Raw genomic sequence first — 23,074 nt, 5'->3', positions numbered from 1 at the left:
CGCCTGGGCTATTCTGCCGCGGCCTGCACGTATTGCGAGGCCAACAGATCGGAGAGCTCCGAGCGGCACGAACCGCAGTTGGTGCCGGCCTGGAGGGCCGCGCCGATCTCGTCGACGGTGGTCAGGCGCTGGTCGAGGATCGCGTCCACGATCGTGTTCACGCCGACCGAGAAGCAGGAACAGACGACGGGCCCGGGGTCCGCCAGCCCCTCCGGCGCACGACCGGCGAGGATGCCCGGCGCGGCTTCGCCCGGCTGGGTGGCGAGCCAGTCTCGCGCGAGTGCCATGGGTTCGCGGGCCACGAACAGCGCCGCCAGCAGCCGATCCCCCTTGAAGAACGCGATCCGGTGTCCGCCGCGCGCGGGGTCCGCGACATGCTGCGCCTTGTCGGGATCGAGGCCGAACAGGTCGGCGGCCGTGCGCAGCCAGTCCGCCGGTTCCTGCGCCCCGGCCAGCTCGAGCCGGTAGCCCTGTCGGCTGCGAGACAGCGCCCAGTAGTCTGCGCGCGGGTCCGGCGCGACGCTTGAGACCGCGAAGCCATGCCACGCGGCCGCGAAGGGCGCGACCGAAACCGTCGCCGCCTTGCTCTCCGGCTGGCCCGAAACCGGGTCGACCACGGGGGGAACGAGCGCGTCGATCCGGGCCGAGGGCGCCGTCTCGCCGGTCCAGTGCATGGGCGCGAAGACCTGCCCCGGGCGCACGCTGTCGGTCACGCGGGCGCGCAGGATGGCGCTGCCACGGGCATTTTCGACGCGCACCAGCGCGGCCTCGGACAGCTCCAGCCGCACCGCGTCTTCCGGGTGGATATCGAGAAACGGCTCGGGCAGGTGCGAGGACAGGCGCGGGGATTTCGCGGTGCGCGTCATCGTGTGCCACTGGTCGCGGATACGCCCCGTGTTGAGCCGGAAGGGCCGCGCGTCGTCCCGGGCCGCCGCAGGTGCGCGCGCCGAGACCGCGACCATGCGCCCGCGCCCGTCCGGGGTGAAGAAGCGGCTGTCGCCGAAGAACCGCCCGCCGGTCCGACCGGTCGAGACGGGCCAGCGCACAGGGGAAAGCGTCTCGTATTGCGCATCAGTGAGCGTGGCGAGGCCGGAGATATCGAAGTCGCGACCATGTCGCGCGGCCGCGCCGGACAGGGCCGCGTATTCACGGAAGATCTGCGCCGGGGTGTCGTAGGCGAAGGCATTGGCCCAGCCCATCCGGCGCCCGACCTCTGCCAGCATGTCCCAGTCCGGGCGACAGCCGGCGGGTGCGGGCACGGCCGCGCGTTGGCGGCTGATGGTGCGGTCCGAATTGGTCACGGTGCCGGATTTCTCGCCCCAGGCTGCCGCGGGCAGAAGCACGTCGGCCAACCGGGCCGTGTCGGTGTGGCCGGTGACGTCGGAGACGGCGACGAAATCGCAGGCGGCGATGGCGTCGCGCACCCGGTCGGCATCCGGCATCGTGACCGCCGGGTTGGTGTGGATGATCCAGAGCGCCTGGATCCGGCCGTCGCCCGCGGCCTCGAACAGGTCGACGGCCTTGAGGCCGGCCGCCTCGGGCATCGCCGGGGCGTCCCAGAAGTCCTGCACGGTCGCGCGGTGCGCGGGATTTTCCAGGTCGAGGTGACAGGTCAGCGTGTTGGCGAGCCCCCCGACCTCGCGCCCGCCCATCGCGTTGGGTTGACCGGTCACCGAGAAGGGCCCCTGCCCCGGCTTGCCGATCCGCCCGGTGGCGAGGTGGCAGTTCAGGATCGCATTGACCTTGTCGGTGCCGGAGGACGATTGGTTCACCCCCTGGCTGAAGATCGTGACGACCTTCTCGGTCCCGCACCACAGGTCGAAGAAGGCGCGCAGGTCGTCCTCGCCGAGCCCGGTCGCAGCAAGATCATCGGCCCCGGCCGCGCGCAGCGTGTCCTCGAGCCCCGAAAGGTTCCGGGCGAAATGCGCGTCGATCAGCCCGCGCCGGGCCACCTCGGCCAGCAGGCCGTTGAACAGGGCCACGTCCGCGCCGGGCGCGATGGGCAGGTGGAGGTCGGCCACCTCGCAGGAGGCCGTCCGGCGCGGGTCGATCACGACGATCTTCGTGCCGCGCGTCTCGCGCGCCGCGATGATCCGCTGGTAGAGGACCGGATGGCACCAGGCGAGGTTGGAACCGGTGAGCACGACCAGGTCGGCCTCGTCCAGGTCCTCGTAGGTGCCCGGCACCGTGTCCGTCCCGAAGGCCCGCCGATGTCCCGCCACGGTCGAGGCCATGCACAGGCGCGAGTTCGTGTCGATGTTCGCCGTACCCATGAACCCCTTGGCGAGCTTGTTGGCGACGTAGTAATCCTCGGTCAGCATCTGGCCCGAAACATAGAGCGCGACGCTGTCGGGCCCGTGTTCGGCGACCGCGTCGCGAAACCGAGCGGCGACCGTGTCGAGCGCACGGTTCCAGTCCGCGGGCTGCCCGCCGATCATCGGGGTGAGAAGCCGGCCTTCCATCCCCAGCGTTTCGCCCAGTGCCGAACCCTTGGAGCAGAGCCGTCCCCGGTTCGCGGGGTGATCGGGGTCGCCCGTCACGTCGAGCCCGCCCTGCCCGTCCGGGCGCAGAAGCACGCCGCAGCCCACCCCGCAATAGGGGCAGGTCGAGCGAATGGCTGTCCCGTCGCCGGTCGCCATCAGGCCGCGCTCCGCGCCGCGAGCTCGGCCGCATCGAGGAGCAGGCGCCCCTCCTCCACCCGGATCGGGTAGGTCGCGATGCGGCCCTCGTCGGCGCCCTGGGCTTCGCCGGTCTCGAGGCTGAAGACCCAGTTGTGGAGCGGACAGGTCACGTGGCGGCCGTGCACGATCCCCTCGGACAGTGGCCCGCCCTTGTGGGGGCAGCTGTCGGAGGCCGCGAAGACCTCGTCGGCGCCGGTGCGGAAGACCGCGACGCAGCCCGCGCGGGTTTTCACCAACCGTGCGCCGCGTTCCGGGATGTCGTCGATATGGCCGATGTCGATCCAGTTCATTCCGCAGCCTCCAGCATGAGATTTGCGAGCGGCGCGTAGCGCTCGGACTTGGCGACCTCCGCCGCCCAGGGGTCGGTGCGATAGACCGATTGCGAGATCTCGAAGCGCTCGACGAGCGCGGCGCGTTCCGCCCGGTCGCCCAACGTCTCCTGCACCCAGTCGAGCCCGACCTTGGCAACCCACTTGTAGGGGCGGTCGAGGTACTTGGCCTGTTCGCGGTAGAGCTGGATGAAGGCGGTGACCCATTCGACCACCTCGTCTTCGGTGGTCACGTTCACCAGAGGCTCGGTCTCCTTCACCTCCATGCCGGCGGCCCCCGCGACGGACACCTGGTAGCCGCTGTCGACGCAGACGACGCCCACGTCCTTACAGGTCGCCTCGGCGCAGTTCCTCGGGCAGCCCGAGACGCCGAGCTTGACCTTGTGCGGCGTCCACGACCCCCAAAGGAGCTTCTCGAGCCGGATGCCCAGCCCGGTGCTGTCCTGCGTCCCGAACCGGCACCAGTCCTTGCCCACGCAGGTCTTCACCGTGCGCAGGCCCTTGGAATAGGCGTGGCCCGAGACCATCCCGGCAGCGTTGAGGTCGCGCCAGATGTCCGGCAGGTCCTCTTTCTGCACGCCCAGAAGGTCGATGCGCTGACCGCCCGTCACCTTGACCGCCGCGCCGTACTTGTCGGCGGCATCCGCGATGGCGCGCAGTTCGGCCGCATCGGTCATCCCGCCCCACATGCGGGGCATGACGGAATAGGTGCCGTCCTTCTGGATGTTGGCGTGGTTGCGCTCGTTCACGAAACGGCTTTGCGGGTCGTCCATGTAGTCGAGCGGCCAGTCGGCCAACAGGTAGAAATTCACCGCCGGGCGGCAGACGTGGCAGCCGTTCGGGGTCTTCCACCCCAGCTCCTGCCAGACCGCGGGCTGCGATTTCAGCTCCTGCGACTTGATGAGCCGGCGCACGTCCTCGTGGGTGAGATCGGTGCAGCCGCAGACGGGTTGCGCCGCGGGCATGGCGAAATCGTCGCCCAGCGTTACGGCCAGCACCTGCTCGACAAGCCCGGTGCAGGTCCCGCAGGAATTCGACGCCTTGGTCGTGGCGCGCACGGCGCCCAGGTCCACTGCCCCGCCCTCGATCGCTTCGACGATGGTGCCTTTGCAAACGCCGTTGCAGCCGCAGATTTCCGCATCATCCGGCAAGGCTGCAACGGCTGCCAAAGGGTCCGCGGTGCCGCCCCCCTGGAATGCCGGGCCGAAGATCAGCGTGTCGCGCATGTCGGCGACATCGGTGCCTTCCTTGATGTGGTTGTAGAACCACGCGCCATCCGCCGTGTCGCCGTACATGACGGCCCCGACGATCCGGTTGTCCTGCAGCACGAGCCGCTTGTAGACGCCGCGCGCCGGGTCGCGGAAGACGATGTCCTCGCGCCCCTCGCCCTCGGCGAAGTCGCCCGCGCTGAACAGGTCGCAGCCAGTGACCTTCAGCTTGGTGGACACCTCCTTGTTCACGAACGCCGCCTCTTCGCCGAGCAGCGTGCTGGCCAGCACCTTCGCCTGGTCGTAGAGCGGCGCGACGAGGCCGAAGATCGCCCCGCGGTGTTCGACGCATTCGCCCAGCGCGAGCACGTCCGCGTCCGAGGTGATCATCCGGTCGTCCACGTGGATGCCCTTGCCCGTGGCAAGCCCGGCCGTCTCGGCCAGCTTGATGTTGGGCCGGATGCCGACCGCCATGACGAGAAGATCACAGGGCAGTTCCGTGCCGTCGTCGAGCCTGAGCGCCTTCACCCGCCCGTTCTCGCCGACGATCTCCTTCGAGTTCGCCTGGCACATGACCGTGATACCCTTGTCCGCGAGCGATTTGCGCAGGAGGTATCCGGCCGCCTCGTCGAGCTGGCGCTCCATCAGGTGGCCCATGATGTGCACGACCGCCACGTCGATGCCGCGCGCGGCCATGCCGGCCGCCGCCTCGAGCCCCAGGAGACCCCCGCCGATGACCACGGCCCTTGCGCCCGGCGTATCGCCCAGACCCATCATGGCCTGCGTGTCCTCGAGATCGCGGTAGGGGATCACGCCCTCGAGGTCATGGCCCGGCAGCGGGATCATGAACGGGTTCGACCCGGTGCCGAGAACGAGCTTGTCGTAGGGCACTTCGCCCTGCTCGCCGACGACCACCTTTCGCGCGCGGTCGATCTCGACCACGCGCTCGCCGAAGCGGCAGGTCACGCCGTTCGCGGCGTACCAGTCGGCATCGTGGGTGACGATCTCGTCGTAGGTCTTGTCGCCCGACAGGACCGGCGACAGCATCAGCCGGTTGTAGTTCCCGCGCGGCTCGGCGTTGAACAGGGTGACGTCATAGGCGTCGGGATCGGCATCGAAGAGATGCTCCAGCATCCGGCCCGAGGCCATACCGGCCCCGATGACAACGAGTTTCTGCGTCATGGCTTTCACTCCGCGGCTATCGCTTTGGGCGCCGGTTTCGCCTTGGGCGTGGCGCCGTGTTCGTATTCGTCGAGGAAGCCCAGGACCTCCTCGCGGTAGTGGTAGTAATCGGGATGTTCGAGCAGCGCCTTGCGGGTGCGCGGGCGCGGCAGGTCGACGTTGGTGATCTTGCCGATCGTGGCCTGCGGCCCGTTGGTCATCATCACCACGCGGTCGGCCAGCAGGATCGCCTCGTCCACGTCGTGGGTGACGCAGATCGCGGTGACCTTGGTGCGGCTCCAGACTTCCATGAGGACTTCCTGGAGCTCCCAGCGCGTCAGGCTGTCGAGCATCCCGAACGGCTCGTCGAGCAGCAGGAGCTTGGGCGACAGGGCGAAGGCCCGTGCGATGCCCACCCGCTGCTTCATGCCGTTCGACATGTCGGCGGCGGACTTGTCCATCGCGTCGCCCAGCCCCACCCGTTCGAGGTAGTATTCCACCACGTCCTGACGCTCGGCCTGGCTGGCTTTCGGATAGACCTTGTCGACCCCGATCGCGACGTTCTCCTTCGCGGTGAGCCACGGGAAGAGGTTTGGCGACTGGAACACGACCGCGCGTTCCGGGTCGGCCTCCACCACCTCCTTGCCGTCCAGCACGATCCCGCCCTTGGAGATCGCGTTGAGCCCGGCGGTCATGGTGAGCACCGTCGACTTGCCGCAGCCCGAGTGCCCGATGAGCGAGATGAACTCGCCCTTCTTCATCATGAGGTCGAAATCCTCGACCACGGTGAGCGGCCCCTTGGGGGTCGGGTAGACCTTGTGGACCTTGGAGAACTCCAGGTACCGGTCCTCGATCTTCGAGGCGGCCGCCTTCGCCTGGGCGGTGGGCAGCTCCGGCGTGTCGTGGATCGCCGTGACGTTGGGCAGCTCGCGGGTGCCCTCGACCTTGGCCTCGATCCCCACGTCCATCAGGTAATTCGTCACCTGCGCGCGCAGCGCCTTGAACGTCTCGTCGTGGTTCATGGCCGACCGGTCGCGCGGCCGCGCCAGCCCCACCTCGAACGCCTCTCCGAGCGTCCCGTCCGGGTTCAGCGCGATGATCCGGTCGGCGAGCAGGATGGCCTCGTCCACGTCGTTGGTGATGAGCACGCAGGTCTTCTTGTCGCGGTTCCAGATCTGTTCGATCTCGTCGCCGAGGTTGGCCCGCGTCAGCGCGTCGAGCGCCGACAGCGGCTCGTCCAGCAGCAGGACCTCGGGGTTCATGGCGAGCGCGCGGGCCACGTTGACCCGCTGGCGCATGCCCCCCGACAGCTCGGCCGGGCGGCGCCCGACGGCGTGGGTCAGCCCGACCATCTCGACGTATTTCGCGACGGTCGCCTCCTTCTCCGCGCGGGGCATTTTCGGGAAGACCGATTCCAGCGCCAGCATGACGTTGCCGTGCACCGTGAGCCACGGCATGAGCGAATAGCTCTGGAAGATCACGCCGCGCTCCGGTCCGGGGCCGTCGATCGGCCGGCCCTTGAAGCGGGCCTCGCCCTTCGTCGGGAATTCCAGGCCGGCCATCAGGTTGATGAGGGTGGTCTTGCCGGTGCCCGAGAAGCCCAGGAGCACCAGGAACTCGCCCTCCTCCACGCTCAGGTCGACGTCGCGCAGCACCGGGGTTTCGTGCACCCCTTCGCCGAAGCTCTTGGAGACGTTCTTGAATTCGATGACTGACATGGGGCTCACCGGTTGTTCGAGAAGGTGAAGGCGGATTGCAGCGCGTACATCACCCGGTCGAGCAGGAAGCCGATGATCCCGATGGTGAAGACGGCGACCATGATCCGGGCGAGCGACTGGCTGGAGCCGTTCTGGAACTCGTCCCAGACGAACTTGCCGAGACCGGGGTTCTGGGCGAGCATCTCGGCCGCGATCAGGACCATCCAGCCGACGCCGAGGCTCAGGCGCAGACCGGTGAAGATGAGCGGGAGCGCAGAGGGCAGCACCAGCTTGGTGATCTTCGTGCGCGTGTTCATCTTGAGCACCTTCGAGACCGAGACGAGATCCTTGTCGATCGAGGACACGCCCAGCGCGGTGTTGATGAGCGTCGGCCAGAGCGAACAGAGCGTCACGGTGATCGCCGAGATGATGAAGCTCTTGGGCAGAAGCCCCTCGGTGCCCGAGGCGGCGACGGCGGAGACGATCATCGTCACGATCGGCAGCCAGGCCAGCGGGCTCACGGGCTTGAAGATCTGCACGAGCGGATTGATCGCGGCGTTCGCGGTGGGCGAGAGCCCCGCGACGATGCCCAGCGGAATGGCGATGAGCGAACCGATCAGGAAGCCGAAGAACACGGTCTGGATCGAGGTCCAGATCTGGTCGTAGTAGCTCGGCGCCCCGGTGAACGGGATGTCGCGCACGTCCTCGGGGCGGCCCTGCTCGAGCATGCGTTCGTTGCGCGCCTCGACGCGGGCCAGGTGGTCGGCCTCCTTTGCGGCCTTGTCCACGGCGTCCTGGTGCAGGCTCACGACCTCGGTCCAGACCGCGGCGGGGCCGGGAATGGCGCCGAGCGAGGTCTGCACGCGCGGGGCCAGCGTGCCCCACAGGAGCAGGAACGCGGCGATGGCCAGAAGCGGCACGCCCAGCAGGCGCCACAGGTCCTTCATCTGCGCCTTCGGGTTGTCGCCGGCGATGGCTTTCAGGATCGGTGTGATCCAGGCGAGGCCGAGGACCCGGAAGTAGGAGTCGGCCTTGTTGATGCGGGTAAAGCGCCGGGCCTTGCGGGTCTCGGCATCCGCGAAATTGGGATCGACGGTGGTCATGGTCACGTCCTCGGTGGAATGGATGGGGCGCTCCTCCGCCCGTCGAGCGATGTCGCTCGGGTGGGCGGAGGAGCGGCGTGTCAGCCCTGGATCTCGTTGCCGACGACGCGCTGGTCGCCCTTCAGGCCGATCGGCAGGCTGTCGAGATAGGCATTGGGCTGCGTGCCATCGAAGGGGATGCCGTCGATGATGTCCTCGGCCGGGGTCGGCGCCTTGTAGCCGTCCTCATCCGCGCCGGGGAACATGTCGGGGGTGGCATGGCCTTCCTCGATCAGCAGCGCGGCGGCCTCCATGAAGATCCCCGGCTTGTAGACCGAGCGCGCGACCTCGTCGTACCAGCTGTCGGGCTTGGCTTCGGCGATCTGGCCCCAACGGCGCATCTGCGTCAGGTACCAGACGGCGTCGGAGTAGTAGGGATAGGTCGCGTTGTAGCGGAAGAAGACGTTGAAGTCGGGCACCGGGCGGGTGTCGCCCTTCTCGTATTCGAAGGTGCCGGTCATCGAATTGGCGATGACCTCGTAGTCGGCGCCCACGTATTCCGGGCGCGACAGGATCTCGACCGCCTCTTCACGGTTGGCGTTGTCGTTCTCGTCCAGCCACATGGCCGCGCGGATCAGCGCCTTGGTCACGGCGAGCGTCGTGTTGGGGTATTCCTCGGCGAACTCGGCGGTGATGCCGAAGACCTTCTCCGGGTTGTTCTTCCAAAGCTCGTAATCGGTGATGACCGGCACGCCGATCCCCTTGAACACCGCCTGCTGGTTCCACGGCTCGCCCACGCAGTAGCCCGAGATCGTCCCGGCCTCGAGCGTGGCGGGCATCTGGGGCGGCGGGGTGACAGAGAGGAACGCTTCCGCGCCGATCTGCCCGGTCACGTCCTCGGGCGAGTAGTAGCCCGGTTCGATCCCGCCGGCGGCGAGCCAGTAGCGCAGTTCGTAATTATGGGTCGAGACCGGGAAGACCATGCCCATGTTGAAGGGTTTGCCCTGGCTGTTGAATTCCTCGATCACCGGCTTGAGGTGGGAGGCGGAAATGGGGTGCTCCGGCAGCCCGTCCTCGTTCATCGGCAGGCCCGGCTTCATCATCTCCCAGACCTCGTTCGACACGGTGATGCCGTTGCCGTTCAGGTCCATCGAGAAGGGCGTGACGATGTGCGCCTCGGTCCCGTAGCCGATCGTCGCGGCCAGCGGCTGACCCGCCAGCATGTGCGCGCCGTCGAGCGTGCCGGAGATGACGCCGTCCAGCAGCACCTTCCAGTTGGCCTGGGCTTCCAGCGTGACGAAGAGCCCCTCGTCGTCGAAGAAGCCCTGCTCGTAGGCCACCGCGAGCGGCGCCATGTCGGTGAGCTTGATGAAGCCGAAGGTGAGAACGTCCTTCTCCAGGTCCAGCATCTCGGCCAGCGCCGGGCTGGTCAGCGCGGTGGAGGCGGCGAATGCGATGAGCGTCTTTTTCATGCGTCAGGTTTCCTTGTGTCTCGCGGGCCGGGGCCCGAAACGAAAAAAGCCGTCCGAACTTCGTCGCGGAGGGAGGTCGCGACGCGGTTCGAGCGGCTTTGCTCAGGTGTGTCCCAGTCACTGGGAGAATTCCGTGGGCGGACATCGTTGTCCGTCTGGTTTCCACGTTGCCCCCGCGACACCCCGGCGTGCAATCGGGCCGTGGCCCACGGCGCGGGAAAATTGCCGCGATGCAGAAAATGCTCAGTTCCTGTGCAGATTTTTCGGGGCGATGATGGCATCGGGGTCAAAACTGCGCCGGTCGAAGAAGGTATCCGGCGGAAGGAAGAGGCGGCCGGAGCCGCTCGCGACCGGGGTTTCGACCTCCACGGCCCCCTCGATCTTGGACGAGGCGCCCGGCAGGTCCGGGGCGATTCCCTCCAGCGCGGCGCGATAGAGGTCGGGGCGGAACACGCCCTTGGCCTTCTCCACGGCGACGGTCCGGTCGAGCCCCATGCGCGCGGCCAGCTGATGGGCGATCCATTGCGCCTGGCTGCGCCACGGGAAGGTCGCCGCCCCCCGGTGGAACTCGACAAACCCGTCGACCTGCCGCTGCTCACCGGTCGGTGCCACGGTGAAGGTGCCCGACAGCGCCCGGTCGATGATCTCGGGCGGCAGATCGAGGAATTCGGGGCGGGCCAGCAGTTCGGCGGCCAGCACCCGGCTGTCGGGGTTCGCGAGCCACCGCCCCGCGTGCCAGACCGCGCGGATCAGGCGTGCGGAAAGCTCGGGCTCGGACGCGGCCCAGTCTTCGCGGACGGCAAGCACCTTTTCCGGGGCGAACGACCAGATCGCCGATCCCGGCAGAAGGAGCGCGCCGACGCCCTGCTCCACCGCGATCGACCCCCAGGGCTCACCCACGCAGAACGCGTCGATCTCGCCCGCCTTCAGCGCCTCGGCCATCAGTGGAGGCGGAACGGTCCGGATGTCGACGCCCTGCGGTGCGGGAAGACCGAGGGCGGACAGCCAGTAGTAGAGCAGTTCCGCGTGCATGGAGAACGGGAACGGCACACCGACCCGGAGCGGCCCCCGCGCGGCAGCGATCAGCGCCCGGCCCGCGGCGGCCGCGTCACGAAAATCGAAGCCGTGCCCCGCGTCGCGCAGCCGCTGCGCAAGCGCAAGGTTCACGCCGACCACGTTGCCGTTCACCGACAGGACCGAGATGGCCGAGAGCGCTGTCGTGTTGCCCCCGACGCCGAGCGCCGCGGCGACCGGCACCGGCGACAGCATGTGGGCCGCATCCACGCGGCCGAAGACCAGCAGATCGCGCAGCGAGGACCAGGACGGCGCGCGCACCAGGTCCAGCGCCAGCCCCTCCTGCGCGGCAAAGCCCATCTCCTGGGCCACCACAAGCGGCGCGGCATCGACCAGCGGGATGAACCCGACCGAAAGCGCGGGGCCCCTCATGACAGGAGCCCGAAGGTGGTGACGAGCGCCTGCGCCACGTCGGCCAGGCGCTTGCCCTGGTCCATCGCCGTCTTGCGCAGAAGCGCGTAGGCTTCGTCTTCGTCGATGCCCCGCGCCTTCATCAGGAGGCCCTTGGCACGGTCGATCACCTTGCGCTCCTCGAGCGCGCGCTTGGTGGTCTCGAGCTCGGTACGCATCCGGCTGAACATGTTGAAACGCGACACGGCCGCATCGAGTATCGGCTTGAGCCGGTCCGAATGCAGCCCGTCCACGACGTAGGCGGACACCCCCGCCTCGATCGCCGCGCGCGTGAGGCTTTCGTCCGACCGGTCAACGAACATGGCCACCGGCCGTTCGAGCGGTCCCGTGGCCATCGCCATCGCTTCGAGCATGTCGCGCGACGGGTTCGCGATGTCGATCAGCACGACGTCGGGATTGAGCCCGGTGATGTGCTCGGCCAGGTCCGCGGCCCCGGTCAGTACGTGCACCTCGACGTTGCCCGTGGCGTGCAGGCTCTCGGAGATGAGCGCCGCCCGGTCCGGGTCGTTCTCGATCACTGCGATGGAAAGAGGGCCGTTCATGCGCCACAGCAAACGCAGCCCTCGGGGAATGTAAAAAGGAACCCGGTGCCGCGTGCCGGGATGGGCGGCTGCGCGTCCGGTTTGCGGCGCACCCTGCTGAATGTGCGGGCGCCAAGCCCAAGATTTGAGCGCTGGCGACATGAGCCGCATGGTGCGCCGGGGGCGGAGGATGCTGTCGCACCCCTCCGGCCCCCTTTTCGCCAGGCGCCCGCGATCCGGTGGCCTTTTTGAAGCTCCGTCAGCGCCGTTGGCCGATAGCGGAGATGCCGAGGGCTGCGAGGATGATCAGGCCCATCGTCAGGTCGCGGAAGAAGGGGTCGATGCTGAGGATGTTGAACCCGTTGTTGACCAGCGCCAGCAGGAACACCCCGGCCACCGAGCGCCACACGGCCCCCTGCCCGCCATAGATGCTCGTCCCGCCCAGGATGACGGCGGCGATGGCCTGGAGCTCCATCCCCTCGCCTGCCGACGCCTGCCCCAGCGCGACGCGCGAGGTGGCGATGATCGCGGCAAGCCCCGCGGCGAGACCGGCAAGCGAAAAGGCCGCGATCTTGACCCGGTTGGTCCGGATGCCCGACAGGATCGCTGCCTCTTCGTTCCCGCCGACTGCGAAGATGCGCCGCCCCAACGTGGTGCGGTTGAGCAGGAAGGTCAGCAGCACCGCGAATATGACCATAAGCCAGATCGCGTTGAAGACACCCAGGAACCGTTCGCGGCCGAGCCAGGTGAAGGCGTCGATCCGGGCCGAGATCAGGCGGCCGTCCGACACCGCGATGGCGATGCCTTTGAAGATCAGCGCGGTGGCGATCGTGGCGAGGAAGGAATGCACCTTGAGCGCGGTGATGACGATCCCGTTCGCGCAGCCCAGCAGGAACCCGACCAGCGGGGCGAGCGCGAGACCCAGGTAGGGATCGACATTGACCGCGAGCCACGCAGAGGTGACCGACCCCATCGCGAAGATCGCGCCGACGGACAGGTCGAAGCCGCCCACGATGATGACCAGCGTCATCGCCGAGGCCATGATGGCGAGCGGCGCGTTCTGGTTGAGGATGTTGAGCAGGTTGCGCGCGGTCAGGAAGCTGTCGGAGGACACCGAAAGCACCGCCATCAGCAGAACGATGAGAACCAGAACCGCGTAGGTCTGCAGGAAAGTGAAAATGCGGTCCCGTGTCATGTCACGCCGTCCTTCATGCCTTGGTGGTTGAACAGGGCCGTCAGCACGTCGCCGACGTTCACCCGGTCGGGGTCGATCTCGTCCACGAGCGTGCCGCGATCGACCAGGAAGGCCCGCGTTGCGAGCCCCAGCACTTCCTCGATCTCGCTGGAAATGAGCAGGATCGCGACGCCCGACTTCGCGAGCCGGACGATCTCGTTGTGGATCGTCTCGCGCGCGCCGACATCGACACCGCGCGAGGGTTCGTCGAGGATCAGGACGCGCGGGTCACCGGCCAGCCATTTGCCGATCAGCACCTTCTGCTGGTTGCCCCCGGAATAATTCGACACGTCGCCGTCGAGGATCGCGGGGCGCACGTCGAGTTGCTCGATCAGCCTTTTCGCGATGCCGCGTTCTGTCTTCTGCGCGACCACGCCGCCGCGGGCGACGCGGCCAAGGTGCGGCAGCGAGATGTTCGCGCGCACCGGCAGCGACATGACAAGGCCCTGGCCCCGCCGGTCCTCGGGCACCATGACGACGCCCGCCTCGGTCGCGCCGCTGATGCTGCGGTTCTGCAATGGCTGACCGCCGATCTCGACCGTGCCCTGGGCGCGGTCTGCCCCGATGATGGCGCGCGCGATCTCGGTTCGCCCGGCGCCCACGAGCCCGGCCAGCCCGACGATCTCTCCGGCCCGGATCTCGAGCTGGTCGACCCGCGTGCCGTTGGGCGAGAACAGGTCGCGCACGGACAGCACGACCTCGCCCACGTCGCGGGGTTTGGGCGGGTAGAGCGTTTCGGATTTCACCCCGCCCAGCATGGCAGACACGAGGCTCGCCTTGGTCTCTCCCGCCGTATCGCGGGTCTGCACGAGTTCGCCGTTGCGCAACACCGTCACCCGGTCGGTGACATCGAGCACGTCGTCGAGGAAATGGGTCACGTAGATGACCGACCGCCCCTCGTCGCGCAGCTGGCGCATGATGCGGTGGAGCTGGTCGATCTCGGCCTTCGAAAGCGAGGCCGTCGGTTCGTCCATGACGATCACCCGCGCCTCGCGTGCCAGCGCGCGCAGGATCTCGATCTTCTGCTGTTCAGCGATCGTCAGATGCGCGGCCAGCGCGTTCGGCTCCACGTGTAGGCCGCTTTCCTCCATCAGGGCGGCAAGCCGGTCCGCCTCGGTGCGCCGGAGCACGCCGCGGCGGTGGTCCTCCAGCCCGAGAAACACGTTCTGCGCCGTGGTGAGTGCCGGAACGAGCTGCAATTCCTGGTGCATGATCGCCACGCCGTTGGCGAGCGCCGTGGGCGTGTCCCAGCGATCCTGCGTGCGGCCGTTGACGGCAATCTCGCCGCGGGTGGCGCGGTAGTAGCCGCCGAGCACCTTGCCCAGCGTCGACTTGCCCGCGCCGTTCTCGCCGATCAGGCCGTGGATTTCGCCCGGGCGGATGTCGAGGTCCACGCCGGAGAGGACCTCGACATCACCGAAGCGCACGCCGATGCCGCGCACCGACAGGATGGCGTCGGCATTCACCGGGCCACCGAGGCGTCGCGGTCGACGGAACCGTCCGCCGCGATCACCACGCCGTAGTCGCGCTTGGCCGCCTCGCGGCTGACCAGCCCGCGCCGGACGTCACGCGCGACGTCGTCGAAGGCGCGTTTCATCGGGTCACCGTTGCCGCCGCCCCCGCCGGTACGGGTTTCGACGACCGTGCGGGCGGGCAGCGCGCGGGCGCGCATCTTGAGCGGATGCTCCGTGTCGCTGTCGGGGAAGCTCAGCGTGATTTCAGGCCCTTGCCCGTCGCCGCCGCCGTTCAGGCCCCAGGCCGGGGTCTTCGAGCGTTCGAACCAGATCGCCCCGTAGCAATCCTCGAGCATCCGGTAGCGCCGGATGACGCCGAAGCCGCCGCGATGCTGTCCCGGCCCCGCGCTGTCGGGGCGGATCGAGAACTCCTCGAGCCGGACCGGGAACTTCGTCTCCATGACCTCGGCGGGGATGTTGCGGAAGCCGCCGTTGACCAGGTTGATCAGCGCGCTTTCGCCGTCGCTGTCGGCCCGGCCGCCCCAGCCGCCCGCGGTCGGCTCGATCGAGATCCACTGCCCGCGCTTGGGATCGACGGAGAAAAAGCCGACCACCATCGAGTCGCCGTAATGCGCGGCTGTCGAGCGTTCCGGCATCGCCTCGGACAGGCAGGAGATGAACAGGTCTGCCAGGAGCCCGAGCCCGGTGAAGTACCATTCGCAGGCCGCGGGTTCACGGGCGTTGAACATGCACTCGTCGGGCAGGATCACGTTCATCGTCTCGAACGAGCCGCCGGTGATCGCGCGGTCGGGCGAGATCATGGTCTTGTAGGCCAGCCGCAGGAGCGACTCCGTCTGGCTCGCCCCGCAGTTCACCGACCCCGCGACCGGCCCGGAAGTGCCGGTGAGATCCACGATCAGCTCCTCGCCCTTCACCGTCAGGGTGAGTTTCACCTTCACCGGATCGGTGCCGACGCCGTCGTTGTCGAGGAACCCCTCGCGGCTCCAGGTGCCGTCCTTGATCGCCGCGATGGCTTCGCGGTCCATGTGGCGCGCCTGCTCGAAGATGTTCTGGCAGGCCGCACGGTACGTGTCGGCGCCGATCTTGTTCAGAAGCTGGCCCAGCCGCCGCTCGCCGGTGCGGATCGCGGCGATCTGCGCGCCCAGGTCACCGATGGTGGCGCCTTCGAGGCGGGTGTTGAGCTTGAGGTGGTCGTACCACTCGCGCACGCGCTGGCCCCGGCTCACGATCCGTGTCGGCCCGAGGCGCAAACCCTCCTGGTAGATGTCGGTCGAAGACATGGTCGAGCCCGGGTCCATCGCGCCGATGTCGTTCCAGTGCGCCCGCGCGGCCCCGAAGCCCACCAGGTCGCCCTCGTGGAAGATCGGCCCGATGGCGGTCACGTCATGCAGGTGCGTGCCCTGCATGTAGCTGTCGTTCATGATGAAGATATCGCCTTCGTGGATATCGTCGCCGTAGTAGTCCTTCACGTGGCGCACGCAGACGTCGATGGCCCCGATGAAGAGCGGTACGCCGGTCGACTGGCCCAGCATGTTGCCGTGCTCGTCCATGAGCGCGACGGCGCTGTCCTTGCCTTCGTAGATGATCGCCGAGTGGGCGGAGCGCCACAGCGAGGCGTTCATGTCCTGTGCACAGGAGATGACGAAGTTGCGGACGACTTCGGTGGTGATTGGATCGGCCGTGGTCATGTCGCTTACTCCTTCACAAGGCTCATGTGGCCGCCGTCGATCAGCTGGGCGGTCCAGCCGGGGGGCAGCAGGGTGGTCGAGGTCACCTCTTCGATGATGGCAGGCCCTTGCACCTTCTCACCGTCCGAAAGGCTGTTGCGGTCGAGGATGGCGGTGGTCCTGGGCTCGCCCGAGAACCAGACCTGCCGCTCGCGCGCCGGTTTCGGCTCCTCCCGTTCGGGCGGGGCATTGTCCGGGCGTTCGAGCCGGCCCAGCGCGGCGAGGCGGATGTTGGCCATCTCGACGCGGTTCTCCGGGCTGTTGTGCCCGTACTGCCGTTCGTAGGCCGCGTCGAAGTCGGCGCGCACCTTGTCCATGTCGATGGGCCCGTCGTCGAGCGCGATGGTCAGCACGTACTCTTGGCCGTAGTAGCGGAAGTCGATCGCGCGCTCGAACGAGACGCGCTCGCCCTCGATACCTTCTTCGGACAGGTAGTCGCGCCCCTTCTGCTCGAGCCGGTCGAAAGCCGTGTCGATCGTCTCGGGTTCGATCAGGTCCAAGAAGCTGTAGAGCGTTTCCTTGAAGTCGTGGCGCACGTCGGTCTGTAGCATCCCCCAGGCCGAGAAGGCGCCGGGGTGGACCGGGATGATGACCTCGGAAATCTCCAACTCCTCGGCCAGAGCCGCGGCCTGGGCGGGCCCTGCCCCCCCGAAGGCGACGAGAGAGAATTCCCGTGGGTCGATGCCGCGCTGGACGGTGATGGTGCGGATCGCGTCGGCCATCTTGGCGTTCACGATATCGATCACGCCGCGCGCCATCTCCTCGGCGTTCATGCCGAAGTCTTCGCCAAGCTTGGCAAGCGCCGCGGCCGCCGCATCGCGGTCGAGCGTCATGTCGCCGCCCGAGAAGTTCGCGCCGTCGAGGCGTCCGAGGACCAGGTTCGCGTCCGAGACGACCGGCTCGGTGCCGCCGCGCCCGTAGCAGACCGGCCCGGGGGTCGAGCCCGCCGATTGGGGACCGACGCGCAGCGCGCCGGCCTCTTTCCAGGCGATGGAGCCGCCGCCTGCGCCGATCACGTGGATATCGACGACCGACATCTGGATCGGTAGCCCCTCGAGATGGGCTTCGTTCGACGCGGACGGCAGGCCGTCGATCACCAGCGACGCGTCGAACGACGTGCCGCCCATGTCCACGCAGATCAGGTTCGGACGCCCCGTCGAGGCCGATAGCGCCTTGCCCCCGATCGCACCGCCGACGGGGCCGGAGAGCAGCGTCTGGAGCGGCGTTTCCGCCGCGGCCGCCGCCGTCATCACGCCGCCGTTCGACTCCATGACGTGAAGCGCGCCGCCGTCGGGCAGCCGGTCGCCCATCTCGTCCTGGAGGGTCGAGATGTACTTGCGCACCACGGGCGCGAGATAGGCGTCCGTCACGGTTGTCGAGGTGCGTTCGAATTCGCGCCACTCGGGCGACACCTTGTGCGACAGGACAATCTGCACGTCCGGCAGCCGCTCCTGCAGGTAGTCGCGCACGGCGATCTCGTGGGCCGGGTTGTTGAAGGAGAACAGGAGCGAAATGGCGATCGCCTCGTAGTTCTCGCGCCCGCAGGCTTCGACCAGGGCGTCGAGGTCGGACAGGCGCAGCGGCTCAAGCTCGGTCCCGTCGGCGGCGATGCGCCCGCCCACCGTGTAGGTGTGCTCGATCGGGGTGAGCGGCTCCGGCTTGTTCCAGCGGATCGAGAAGATCTCGCCCCGGTCGTTGCCCTGGATCGTGTAGATGTCGCGGAAATTCTCGTTCGTCACCAGCGCGATCTTGGAGCCGCGCCGGGTGAGCAGCGCGTTCAGGCCGACGGTGGTGCCGTGGACGAAGAAGGCCATGTCGCCATCGCCGCCCAGGACGGAGTCGATGCCTTCCAGAACAGCGAGGGCCGGGTTGTCCGGCGTCGAGAGAACCTTGGTCGCGCCACAGCGCCCGGTTTCGACGTCCTGGTAGACAATATCTGTGAATGTGCCGCCGATATCAGCGGACACGCGGTAGCTCTTGCTCATGGTAACGCCCTTCGGTGTCAGTCGGCCGGGACGCGCGCAGGCGCATCCCGGGCCGTTGTTTGCATTACTGTTCCCACTCGCCGGTGAAGTCCGGGTTGGCCTCCAGGACCTCGGCGTCGATGAGGGCCTGGACGGGACCGGCCTCATCCATGTTGATCGACTGGGTGACCGGCTTGCCCTCGATCGCGTTGGCGATCTGTTCCATCGCGAGCGCGCCCATCGTCTTGGGGAAGTAGGCCAGCGTCGCGTCCCAGCGCCCTTCGCGGATCGCGTCGATCGCGATGGCCGCGGCCCCGCCCCCTGAGAGGTAGAGCTCGGACGGGTCGATGCCCGCGGATTCGAGCGCGATCTCGACCCCGATCAGGTGCTGGTCGGCGTTGGAGAGGACGACGTCCACGTCCGGATTGGCTTGCAGGATGTCGGACATCGCCTGAAGGCTGGGGTCCGGCGCGTAGTATCCTTCGCCGATCGCCACGATCTCGATGTTGTCGTGCTCGCCCAGCACCTTCTCGTAGGTCTCGAGGCGCAGGTTGTCGAAGGGGAAGATCTGGGCCCCGATGATGACCACGACGTTGCAGGGATCGAGGTCGGCGCAATATTCGACGACCCCCTCGGCCTGGGTGGTCGCGCCCGGCACCGGCGGCGAGGCCGCGGTCACGGTGATGCCGTCGACCTGAGGATCGAGCGAGTTGAGGTCCGGGCCCACCGGGAACAGCACGGTCCCGACCGGGATGCCCTCGGCCACGACCTGTTCGAAGGCGCCCGCGATCCCGACGGAATCGTTGGGCGCCACGATCATGCCGGCGTAGCGGCCCGAGGCCAGCGCATCCTCGATCTGGCTGTATTGCACGGCCGCGTCGAACTGGCCGTCGAGGATCTCGGTGTCGTAGCCGCGCTCGGCCGCCACTTCCTGAACCCCCTCGTAGGTCGCCTGGTTGAACCCGTTCTGCGACGTGGATGCGAAGTAGGCGATGGTGCCCTCCGCGTTCGCGACGCCTGCGACGAGCGCAAGGGCCGTGCTGGCCGAAAGCAGTGTCTTCAAGGTGGTCATGGAGCGGTCTCCCCGTTGTGAGTGGTGGTGTCGTTTTTTGTCTTCGTTGCGTTTTAGCTTGCTCATAATGCAAACTTAATGCAAGAATTATTTTTATGACGACACACCGCGACAAAAAACCCGCAAAAGCAGCGCCCGCACGTAAGAAGCGCGGCGCATTGATGGTGCATGAAAGACTGCGCGACGCGATCCAGTGGCTGCGGATCGAGCCGGGAACCGCGCTCGACGAGGTCGCCCTGGCCAAGGAATACGAGGTATCCAGGACCCCGATTCGCGAGGCGCTGCTGCTTCTCGCGAACGAGGGGTTCGTCCAGTTCCTTCAGAACCGCACGACGATCGTGGCGCCGCTGTCGCTCCACAACCAGGCCGCCTTCCTCGACACGTTCATCCTGCTCTCGCGCGGACTCGTCCGTGCGGCGGCGCTGAACGGCGGGGCGGACCGCAAGGAATTCGATGCCTTCGTAAAAGCCTATGGCGCGAAGCTCGAGGAGGGGGACCTGGAAGCGGCCTTCCGCGCACAGCTCGACCTCTACCGGCGGGTCGCGACGCTTGCCGACAACCGCTTCCTCGAGAAGTACTTCGTGGAAGCGCAGGACGCCTCGGTGCGCATCAAGCTCCTGTATTTCTTCCCCCATCTCGATGCCGCTGGCCGGGCGAAAGCGATCGACCACCTCGCGAAAGTGGCCGACGCGATCGTGACCGGCGACGCGGAAGGGGCGGACGCGGCGGTGTCGCGCGCGATCCTGTTCGAGCTCGAGGTGATCCAGCGCGGCCTGGGCCCGCGCTTCGGTCACAGGATGTCACTGGACCCGGGTGGTCCCGAAGCGGGAGACGACTGATGAGCATCTTCGCCACGCGCCGGACCCGTGCGGCCAAGCTTCTCAAGAAGGCCGGCCTTGGCGCCGCGGCCTTCGTGCCGGGGCCGAACTTCGCCTACCTCACCGGCGTGCACCTGCACCTGATGGAGCGCCCCACCCTCTTCGTGCTCACCGCCGAGGGGGACATTTTCGCGATGATGCCCGCGCTCGAGCGGCAGAAGTGGGGCGATGCGCTGCCGGAGGCCGAAACCATCTACTGGACCGACGAGGACGGGCCCGAGGCCGCCTTCACCGCCTTGGCCGACACGCTCGGCCCGTCCCTGCCGCTGGGTGTCGAGGGGCTCCGCATGCGTGCCTCGGAATACCGCGCGCTGGCCGGGCATCTCGGGGCGGATGCGCTCGTGGACGCCGACCCGGCACTGGCCGAGCTGCGCCTCGTGAAAGACGCCGAGGAGATCGCCCAGCTGCGCCGCGCCGTCGAGATCAGCGAACAGGCCCTTGGCGAAGTGTTCGACGCGGGCGTCGGCGGGCGCACCGGCCACGATATCGCCGGGCGGCTCAAGGCCGCGATGCTGGCCCACGGTGCCATCGGCTTCGCTTTCGAGCCCATCGTGCTCAGTGGCGGCGAAGCGGCGAACCCGCACGGGGACGTGAGCGACCGGGTCGTGAGCCCCGGCGACCCGCTTCTCATCGACTTCGGGGCGAGCTGGGGCGACATGCACGCCGACATCACGCGCACCGCCTTCTGCGGCCATGCGAGCGACGCCCACGCAGCGGTCTACGACACCGTGCGCGAGGCCAACGCGCGCGGTCGCGACGCGGTGCGCTCCGGTGCCCCGGTGGGTGCCGTGGACGACGCGGCAACGGGCGTCCTCGAAGCCTCCCCCTTTTCCGACCTGATCCTGCACAAGACGGGGCACGGGCTGGGCCGTGAGGTCCACGAGGTGCCGCCGGTGATGCGCAAGAATGGCGACCCGCAACGGGCCGGCATGGTCTTCACCATCGAACCCGGGCTCTACCGCGCCGGCGACATCGGGGTGCGGATCGAAGACGACGTCGTCGTGACCGACACCGGTTGCGATTGCCTGACATCCTTCACACGGGAGCTCGTGATCCTTGACTGATGCATGCCGCCCTCTCCACCAATTCGAAACCGCCGTTCAGCAGGTGGGCTGGTCCAGCCTGTTCCCCGCGCTCGACGAGCTGTGCCAGACCATCATAGGCCACCGCCTGTTCTCCTGCTCGACCTTCCGGATGGAAGGCCCGCAGAAAGGCGTGGCCGCGCGCATCTATACCAGCGACGAGGTGAACTACCCGCGCTCCGGCGAGAAGGAGATCGTGCCGAACCGCTGGACCGAACAGGTGATCGCGGGACGCCAGATCTTCGTCGCGAACTCGGTCGAAGCGTTCGCCGACGTCTTCGCCGATCACGAACGGATCGCGTCGCTGGGCCTCGGGTCCGTGGTCAACATCCCGGTCATCCTGCGCGGCGATTTCATCGGAACCGTCAATCTCCTGCACGAAGCCGATTACTACGGGGCAGAGAAGCTGGCCCAGATCACGACGATCATCCTGCCTGCCATCGTGACGTTCGGGCTGTCTTCCGAGGCCGCCTGGCGCCCGGCGGATCCCGCCGCGCTGACCTAGGACACCCCGAACGAAAAGGCTCCCGCCCGAGGGCGAGAGCCTGTCGCGTCACGCATCCCGCACCGGCGGGCGGTCACCAGGCGTTGTAGGCCAGGTATTTGCCGGACATCTCGATCTTAACACGGTCGCCCTTCTCGTGCGGCACGCGCACGACCTGCATGTCGAAATCGATGGCCGACATGATGCCGGTGCCGAACTTCTCCTCGATCAGCGCCTTGATGGTCGGGCCGTAGACCCCGACGATCTCGTAGAGACGATAGATGCAGGGATCGGTCGGCACGCTTTGCTCCCACACCTTGGTGGGCGGCTCTTCCAGGACGCTCACCGCCTCCTGCGGCAGGCCCATGACCGAGACCAGCGCCTCGGCCTTGTCCTTGGAAAACCCGTTCATGCCCATGCAGGCCGAATGGGTCCAGACCGGCGACATGTCGATCTTTTCCGCGATCTCTTCCCAGGTGAGGCCGGCCTGTTTCTTGGCCGACAGGATCATCATCGTGACGTCTTCCTTCGTCATCATGGACGGCACTTCAAAATTGTCTTTCATCGGGTCCTCCGTTGAACGGTTGCAGGTTCGGGCCGCGCGCCCTCATTCGTTGACGGCGCGCAGCGGGGGCTTGTCGGGATTGTCCTCGGTCGCCGGGGCGGCGGCCTGGTCGATGCGGACGGTCTCGGGGCGCAGGTCCTCGCCCTCGATCCGTTCGCCGGCCATCTCCTTCGAGCGCTGGCCCAGGAACTGAACGAGGTGATTGCGGATCGTGTAGTAGTTCGGATGCTCCACGATCTCCGTGCGGTTGCGTGGCCGGGGGATCGAGATCTCCACGGACTCCGCCACCCGCGCGTAGGGGCCGTTCGTCATCAACAGGATGCGGTCGGCCAGCAGGATCGCCTCGTCGATGTCATGGGTGATCATGAACACCGTCTGTTCGGTCCCGCCCCAGATCTTCAGAAGCTCGTCCTGGATCGTGCCCCGCGTCAGCGCGTCCAGCGCGCCGAAGGGTTCGTCGAGGAGAAGCAGCTTGGGGTGATTGGCGAACGCCCGCGCGATCGAGACGCGTTGGCGCATGCCGCCGGACAGCTGGCTGGGCTTTCGGTGGACCACGTCCCCCTCGAGCCCCACCTTGGCCAGGTAGTCGCGGGCATGCGCTTCCACCTTGTCACGCGGCCAGTCCGGGTAGCGCGCCTTCACGCCGAAGATGACGTTCTTGAGCGTCGAGAGCCACGGCAGGAGCGAGTAGTTCTGGAACACCACGCCCCGGTCGAGGGACGGCCCCGCCACCTCGAGCCCGTCCATCTTGACCACGCCCGAAGTCGGCTCGGCCAAACCCGCGAGGATGTTCATGATGGTGGACTTGCCGCAGCCGGAGTGGCCCAGGATGCAGACGAATTCGCCTTTCTCGATGCCGAAGCTCGCGTTTTCGAACACGGTGAGCGTGCCGCCCTGCCCGTCCGGAAACCGCTGCGTCAGCCGTTCGATGCTGAGAAAAGGTTTGGACATTGGAAT

Annotated in this window: 18 protein-coding genes; 3 read left to right on the top strand and 15 right to left on the bottom strand. The window is 67.6% G+C overall.

From position 1 onward, the window contains the following. Nucleotides 1–8 precede the first annotated feature (8 nt). The 13 genes from GQE99_RS00655 to GQE99_RS00595 all read right to left on the bottom strand — a co-directional run bounded on the left by GQE99_RS00655 (nucleotide 9) and on the right by GQE99_RS00595 (nucleotide 19,108). The gene (locus GQE99_RS00655) at nucleotides 9–2,639 is read right to left on the bottom strand and encodes a nitrate reductase (RefSeq protein ID WP_161349659.1); all 2,631 of its coding nucleotides are present in this window, start codon (nucleotides 2,637–2,639) and stop codon (nucleotides 9–11) included. Then, nucleotides 2,639–2,971 (bottom strand): nitrite reductase small subunit NirD, encoded by a 333-nt coding sequence (gene nirD / locus GQE99_RS00650; RefSeq protein WP_161349658.1) that lies wholly within the window; start codon nucleotides 2,969–2,971, stop codon nucleotides 2,639–2,641. Before nirD ends, GQE99_RS00655 begins: the two co-directional genes overlap by 1 nt. Beyond that, a complete protein-coding gene (gene nirB, locus GQE99_RS00645; RefSeq protein ID WP_161349657.1) occupies nucleotides 2,968–5,400 on the bottom strand; it encodes a nitrite reductase large subunit NirB in 2,433 nt (810 codons plus the stop codon). Before nirB ends, nirD begins: the two co-directional genes overlap by 4 nt. Before the next feature lie 5 nt (nucleotides 5,401–5,405). Further along, a complete protein-coding gene (locus tag GQE99_RS00640) occupies nucleotides 5,406–7,097 on the bottom strand; it encodes an ABC transporter ATP-binding protein (protein WP_161349656.1) in 1,692 nt (563 codons plus the stop codon). Between the two features lie 5 nt (nucleotides 7,098–7,102). Beyond that, nucleotides 7,103–8,179, bottom strand: a complete 1,077-nt coding sequence (locus tag GQE99_RS00635; protein ID WP_161349655.1) for an ABC transporter permease — start codon at nucleotides 8,177–8,179, stop codon at nucleotides 7,103–7,105. 80 nt (nucleotides 8,180–8,259) lie between these two features. After that, the gene (locus GQE99_RS00630) at nucleotides 8,260–9,630 is read right to left on the bottom strand and encodes a CmpA/NrtA family ABC transporter substrate-binding protein (protein ID WP_161349654.1); all 1,371 of its coding nucleotides are present in this window, start codon (nucleotides 9,628–9,630) and stop codon (nucleotides 8,260–8,262) included. 243 nt (nucleotides 9,631–9,873) lie between these two features. Then, nucleotides 9,874–11,076, bottom strand: coding sequence for an ABC transporter substrate-binding protein (locus GQE99_RS00625; protein ID WP_161349653.1), 1,203 nt, complete (start codon nucleotides 11,074–11,076; stop codon nucleotides 9,874–9,876). Next, nucleotides 11,073–11,657 carry an ANTAR domain-containing response regulator gene (locus GQE99_RS00620; protein ID WP_161349652.1) on the bottom strand — a complete coding sequence of 195 codons (585 nt, stop codon included), beginning with the start codon at nucleotides 11,655–11,657 and terminating at the stop codon, nucleotides 11,073–11,075. The genes GQE99_RS00625 and GQE99_RS00620 overlap by 4 nt, the downstream gene beginning before the upstream one ends. A 238-nt stretch (nucleotides 11,658–11,895) precedes the next feature. After that, nucleotides 11,896–12,831, bottom strand: a complete 936-nt coding sequence (locus tag GQE99_RS00615) for an ABC transporter permease (RefSeq protein WP_161349651.1) — start codon at nucleotides 12,829–12,831, stop codon at nucleotides 11,896–11,898. Then, a complete protein-coding gene (locus GQE99_RS00610) occupies nucleotides 12,828–14,336 on the bottom strand; it encodes a sugar ABC transporter ATP-binding protein (protein ID WP_161349650.1) in 1,509 nt (502 codons plus the stop codon). The genes GQE99_RS00615 and GQE99_RS00610 overlap by 4 nt, the downstream gene beginning before the upstream one ends. Then, nucleotides 14,333–16,033: a hydantoinase B/oxoprolinase family protein gene (locus GQE99_RS00605; RefSeq protein WP_161349649.1), complete on the bottom strand. Its 1,701-nt coding sequence runs from the start codon at nucleotides 16,031–16,033 to the stop codon at nucleotides 14,333–14,335. The genes GQE99_RS00610 and GQE99_RS00605 overlap by 4 nt, the downstream gene beginning before the upstream one ends. A gap of 5 nt (nucleotides 16,034–16,038) precedes the next feature. Next, nucleotides 16,039–18,057, bottom strand: coding sequence for a hydantoinase/oxoprolinase family protein (locus GQE99_RS00600; RefSeq protein ID WP_161349648.1), 2,019 nt, complete (start codon nucleotides 18,055–18,057; stop codon nucleotides 16,039–16,041). Between the two features lie 64 nt (nucleotides 18,058–18,121). After that, nucleotides 18,122–19,108, bottom strand: coding sequence for a sugar ABC transporter substrate-binding protein (locus GQE99_RS00595; protein ID WP_161349647.1), 987 nt, complete (start codon nucleotides 19,106–19,108; stop codon nucleotides 18,122–18,124). 161 nt (nucleotides 19,109–19,269) lie between these two features. Between GQE99_RS00595 and GQE99_RS00590 the strand changes: the two genes are divergently transcribed. Genes GQE99_RS00590 through GQE99_RS00580 form a run of 3 tightly spaced genes read left to right on the top strand, consistent with a single transcriptional unit; the run spans nucleotide 19,270 to nucleotide 21,573 of the window. Continuing rightward, complete coding sequence (locus GQE99_RS00590; protein WP_161349646.1) at nucleotides 19,270–19,947, top strand: GntR family transcriptional regulator; 678 nt, start codon at nucleotides 19,270–19,272, stop codon at nucleotides 19,945–19,947. Next, nucleotides 19,947–21,050 carry a M24 family metallopeptidase gene (locus GQE99_RS00585; protein ID WP_161349645.1) on the top strand — a complete coding sequence of 368 codons (1,104 nt, stop codon included), beginning with the start codon at nucleotides 19,947–19,949 and terminating at the stop codon, nucleotides 21,048–21,050. Before GQE99_RS00590 ends, GQE99_RS00585 begins: the two co-directional genes overlap by 1 nt. Beyond that, entirely contained in the window at nucleotides 21,043–21,573 is a 531-nt protein-coding gene (locus tag GQE99_RS00580) for a GAF domain-containing protein (RefSeq protein WP_161349644.1), read from the top strand. Before GQE99_RS00585 ends, GQE99_RS00580 begins: the two co-directional genes overlap by 8 nt. Nucleotides 21,574–21,646: 73 nt before the next feature. Here the strand turns inward: GQE99_RS00580 and cynS are convergent, their stop codons facing one another. After that, a complete protein-coding gene (gene cynS, locus GQE99_RS00575) occupies nucleotides 21,647–22,117 on the bottom strand; it encodes a cyanase (protein WP_235917050.1) in 471 nt (156 codons plus the stop codon). A 42-nt stretch (nucleotides 22,118–22,159) separates the two neighbouring features. Further along, nucleotides 22,160–23,068, bottom strand: coding sequence for an ABC transporter ATP-binding protein (locus GQE99_RS00570; RefSeq protein WP_161349643.1), 909 nt, complete (start codon nucleotides 23,066–23,068; stop codon nucleotides 22,160–22,162). Nucleotides 23,069–23,074: the final 6 nt, after the last annotated feature.

The sequence above is a fragment of the Maritimibacter harenae genome, from assembly GCF_009882975.1.
In the GTDB taxonomy this organism is placed as follows: Bacteria; Pseudomonadota; Alphaproteobacteria; order Rhodobacterales; family Rhodobacteraceae; genus Maritimibacter; species Maritimibacter harenae.
The sequence above is the reverse complement of the archived record's forward strand: the minus strand, read 5'-3'. Positions and strand labels throughout refer to the sequence as shown.

Excerpts from the sequence above, each read along its gene's own strand:
- GQE99_RS00655 (WP_161349659.1), bottom strand. The coding sequence starts at position 2,639 with ATGGCGACCGGCGACGGGACAGCCATTCGCTCGACCTGCCCCTATTGC.
- nirD (WP_161349658.1), bottom strand. The coding sequence starts at position 2,971 with ATGAACTGGATCGACATCGGCCATATCGACGACATCCCGGAACGCGGC.
- nirB (WP_161349657.1), bottom strand. The coding sequence starts at position 5,400 with ATGACGCAGAAACTCGTTGTCATCGGGGCCGGTATGGCCTCGGGCCGG.
- GQE99_RS00640 (WP_161349656.1), bottom strand. The coding sequence starts at position 7,097 with ATGTCAGTCATCGAATTCAAGAACGTCTCCAAGAGCTTCGGCGAAGGG.
- GQE99_RS00635 (WP_161349655.1), bottom strand. The coding sequence starts at position 8,179 with ATGACCACCGTCGATCCCAATTTCGCGGATGCCGAGACCCGCAAGGCC.
- GQE99_RS00630 (WP_161349654.1), bottom strand. The coding sequence starts at position 9,630 with ATGAAAAAGACGCTCATCGCATTCGCCGCCTCCACCGCGCTGACCAGC.
- GQE99_RS00625 (WP_161349653.1), bottom strand. The coding sequence starts at position 11,076 with ATGAGGGGCCCCGCGCTTTCGGTCGGGTTCATCCCGCTGGTCGATGCC.
- GQE99_RS00620 (WP_161349652.1), bottom strand. The coding sequence starts at position 11,657 with ATGAACGGCCCTCTTTCCATCGCAGTGATCGAGAACGACCCGGACCGG.
- GQE99_RS00615 (WP_161349651.1), bottom strand. The coding sequence starts at position 12,831 with ATGACACGGGACCGCATTTTCACTTTCCTGCAGACCTACGCGGTTCTG.
- GQE99_RS00605 (WP_161349649.1), bottom strand. The coding sequence starts at position 16,033 with ATGACCACGGCCGATCCAATCACCACCGAAGTCGTCCGCAACTTCGTC.
- GQE99_RS00600 (WP_161349648.1), bottom strand. The coding sequence starts at position 18,057 with ATGAGCAAGAGCTACCGCGTGTCCGCTGATATCGGCGGCACATTCACA.
- GQE99_RS00595 (WP_161349647.1), bottom strand. The coding sequence starts at position 19,108 with ATGACCACCTTGAAGACACTGCTTTCGGCCAGCACGGCCCTTGCGCTC.
- GQE99_RS00590 (WP_161349646.1), top strand. The coding sequence starts at position 19,270 with ATGGTGCATGAAAGACTGCGCGACGCGATCCAGTGGCTGCGGATCGAG.
- GQE99_RS00585 (WP_161349645.1), top strand. The coding sequence starts at position 19,947 with ATGAGCATCTTCGCCACGCGCCGGACCCGTGCGGCCAAGCTTCTCAAG.
- cynS (WP_235917050.1), bottom strand. The coding sequence starts at position 22,117 with ATGAAAGACAATTTTGAAGTGCCGTCCATGATGACGAAGGAAGACGTC.
- GQE99_RS00570 (WP_161349643.1), bottom strand. The coding sequence starts at position 23,068 with ATGTCCAAACCTTTTCTCAGCATCGAACGGCTGACGCAGCGGTTTCCG.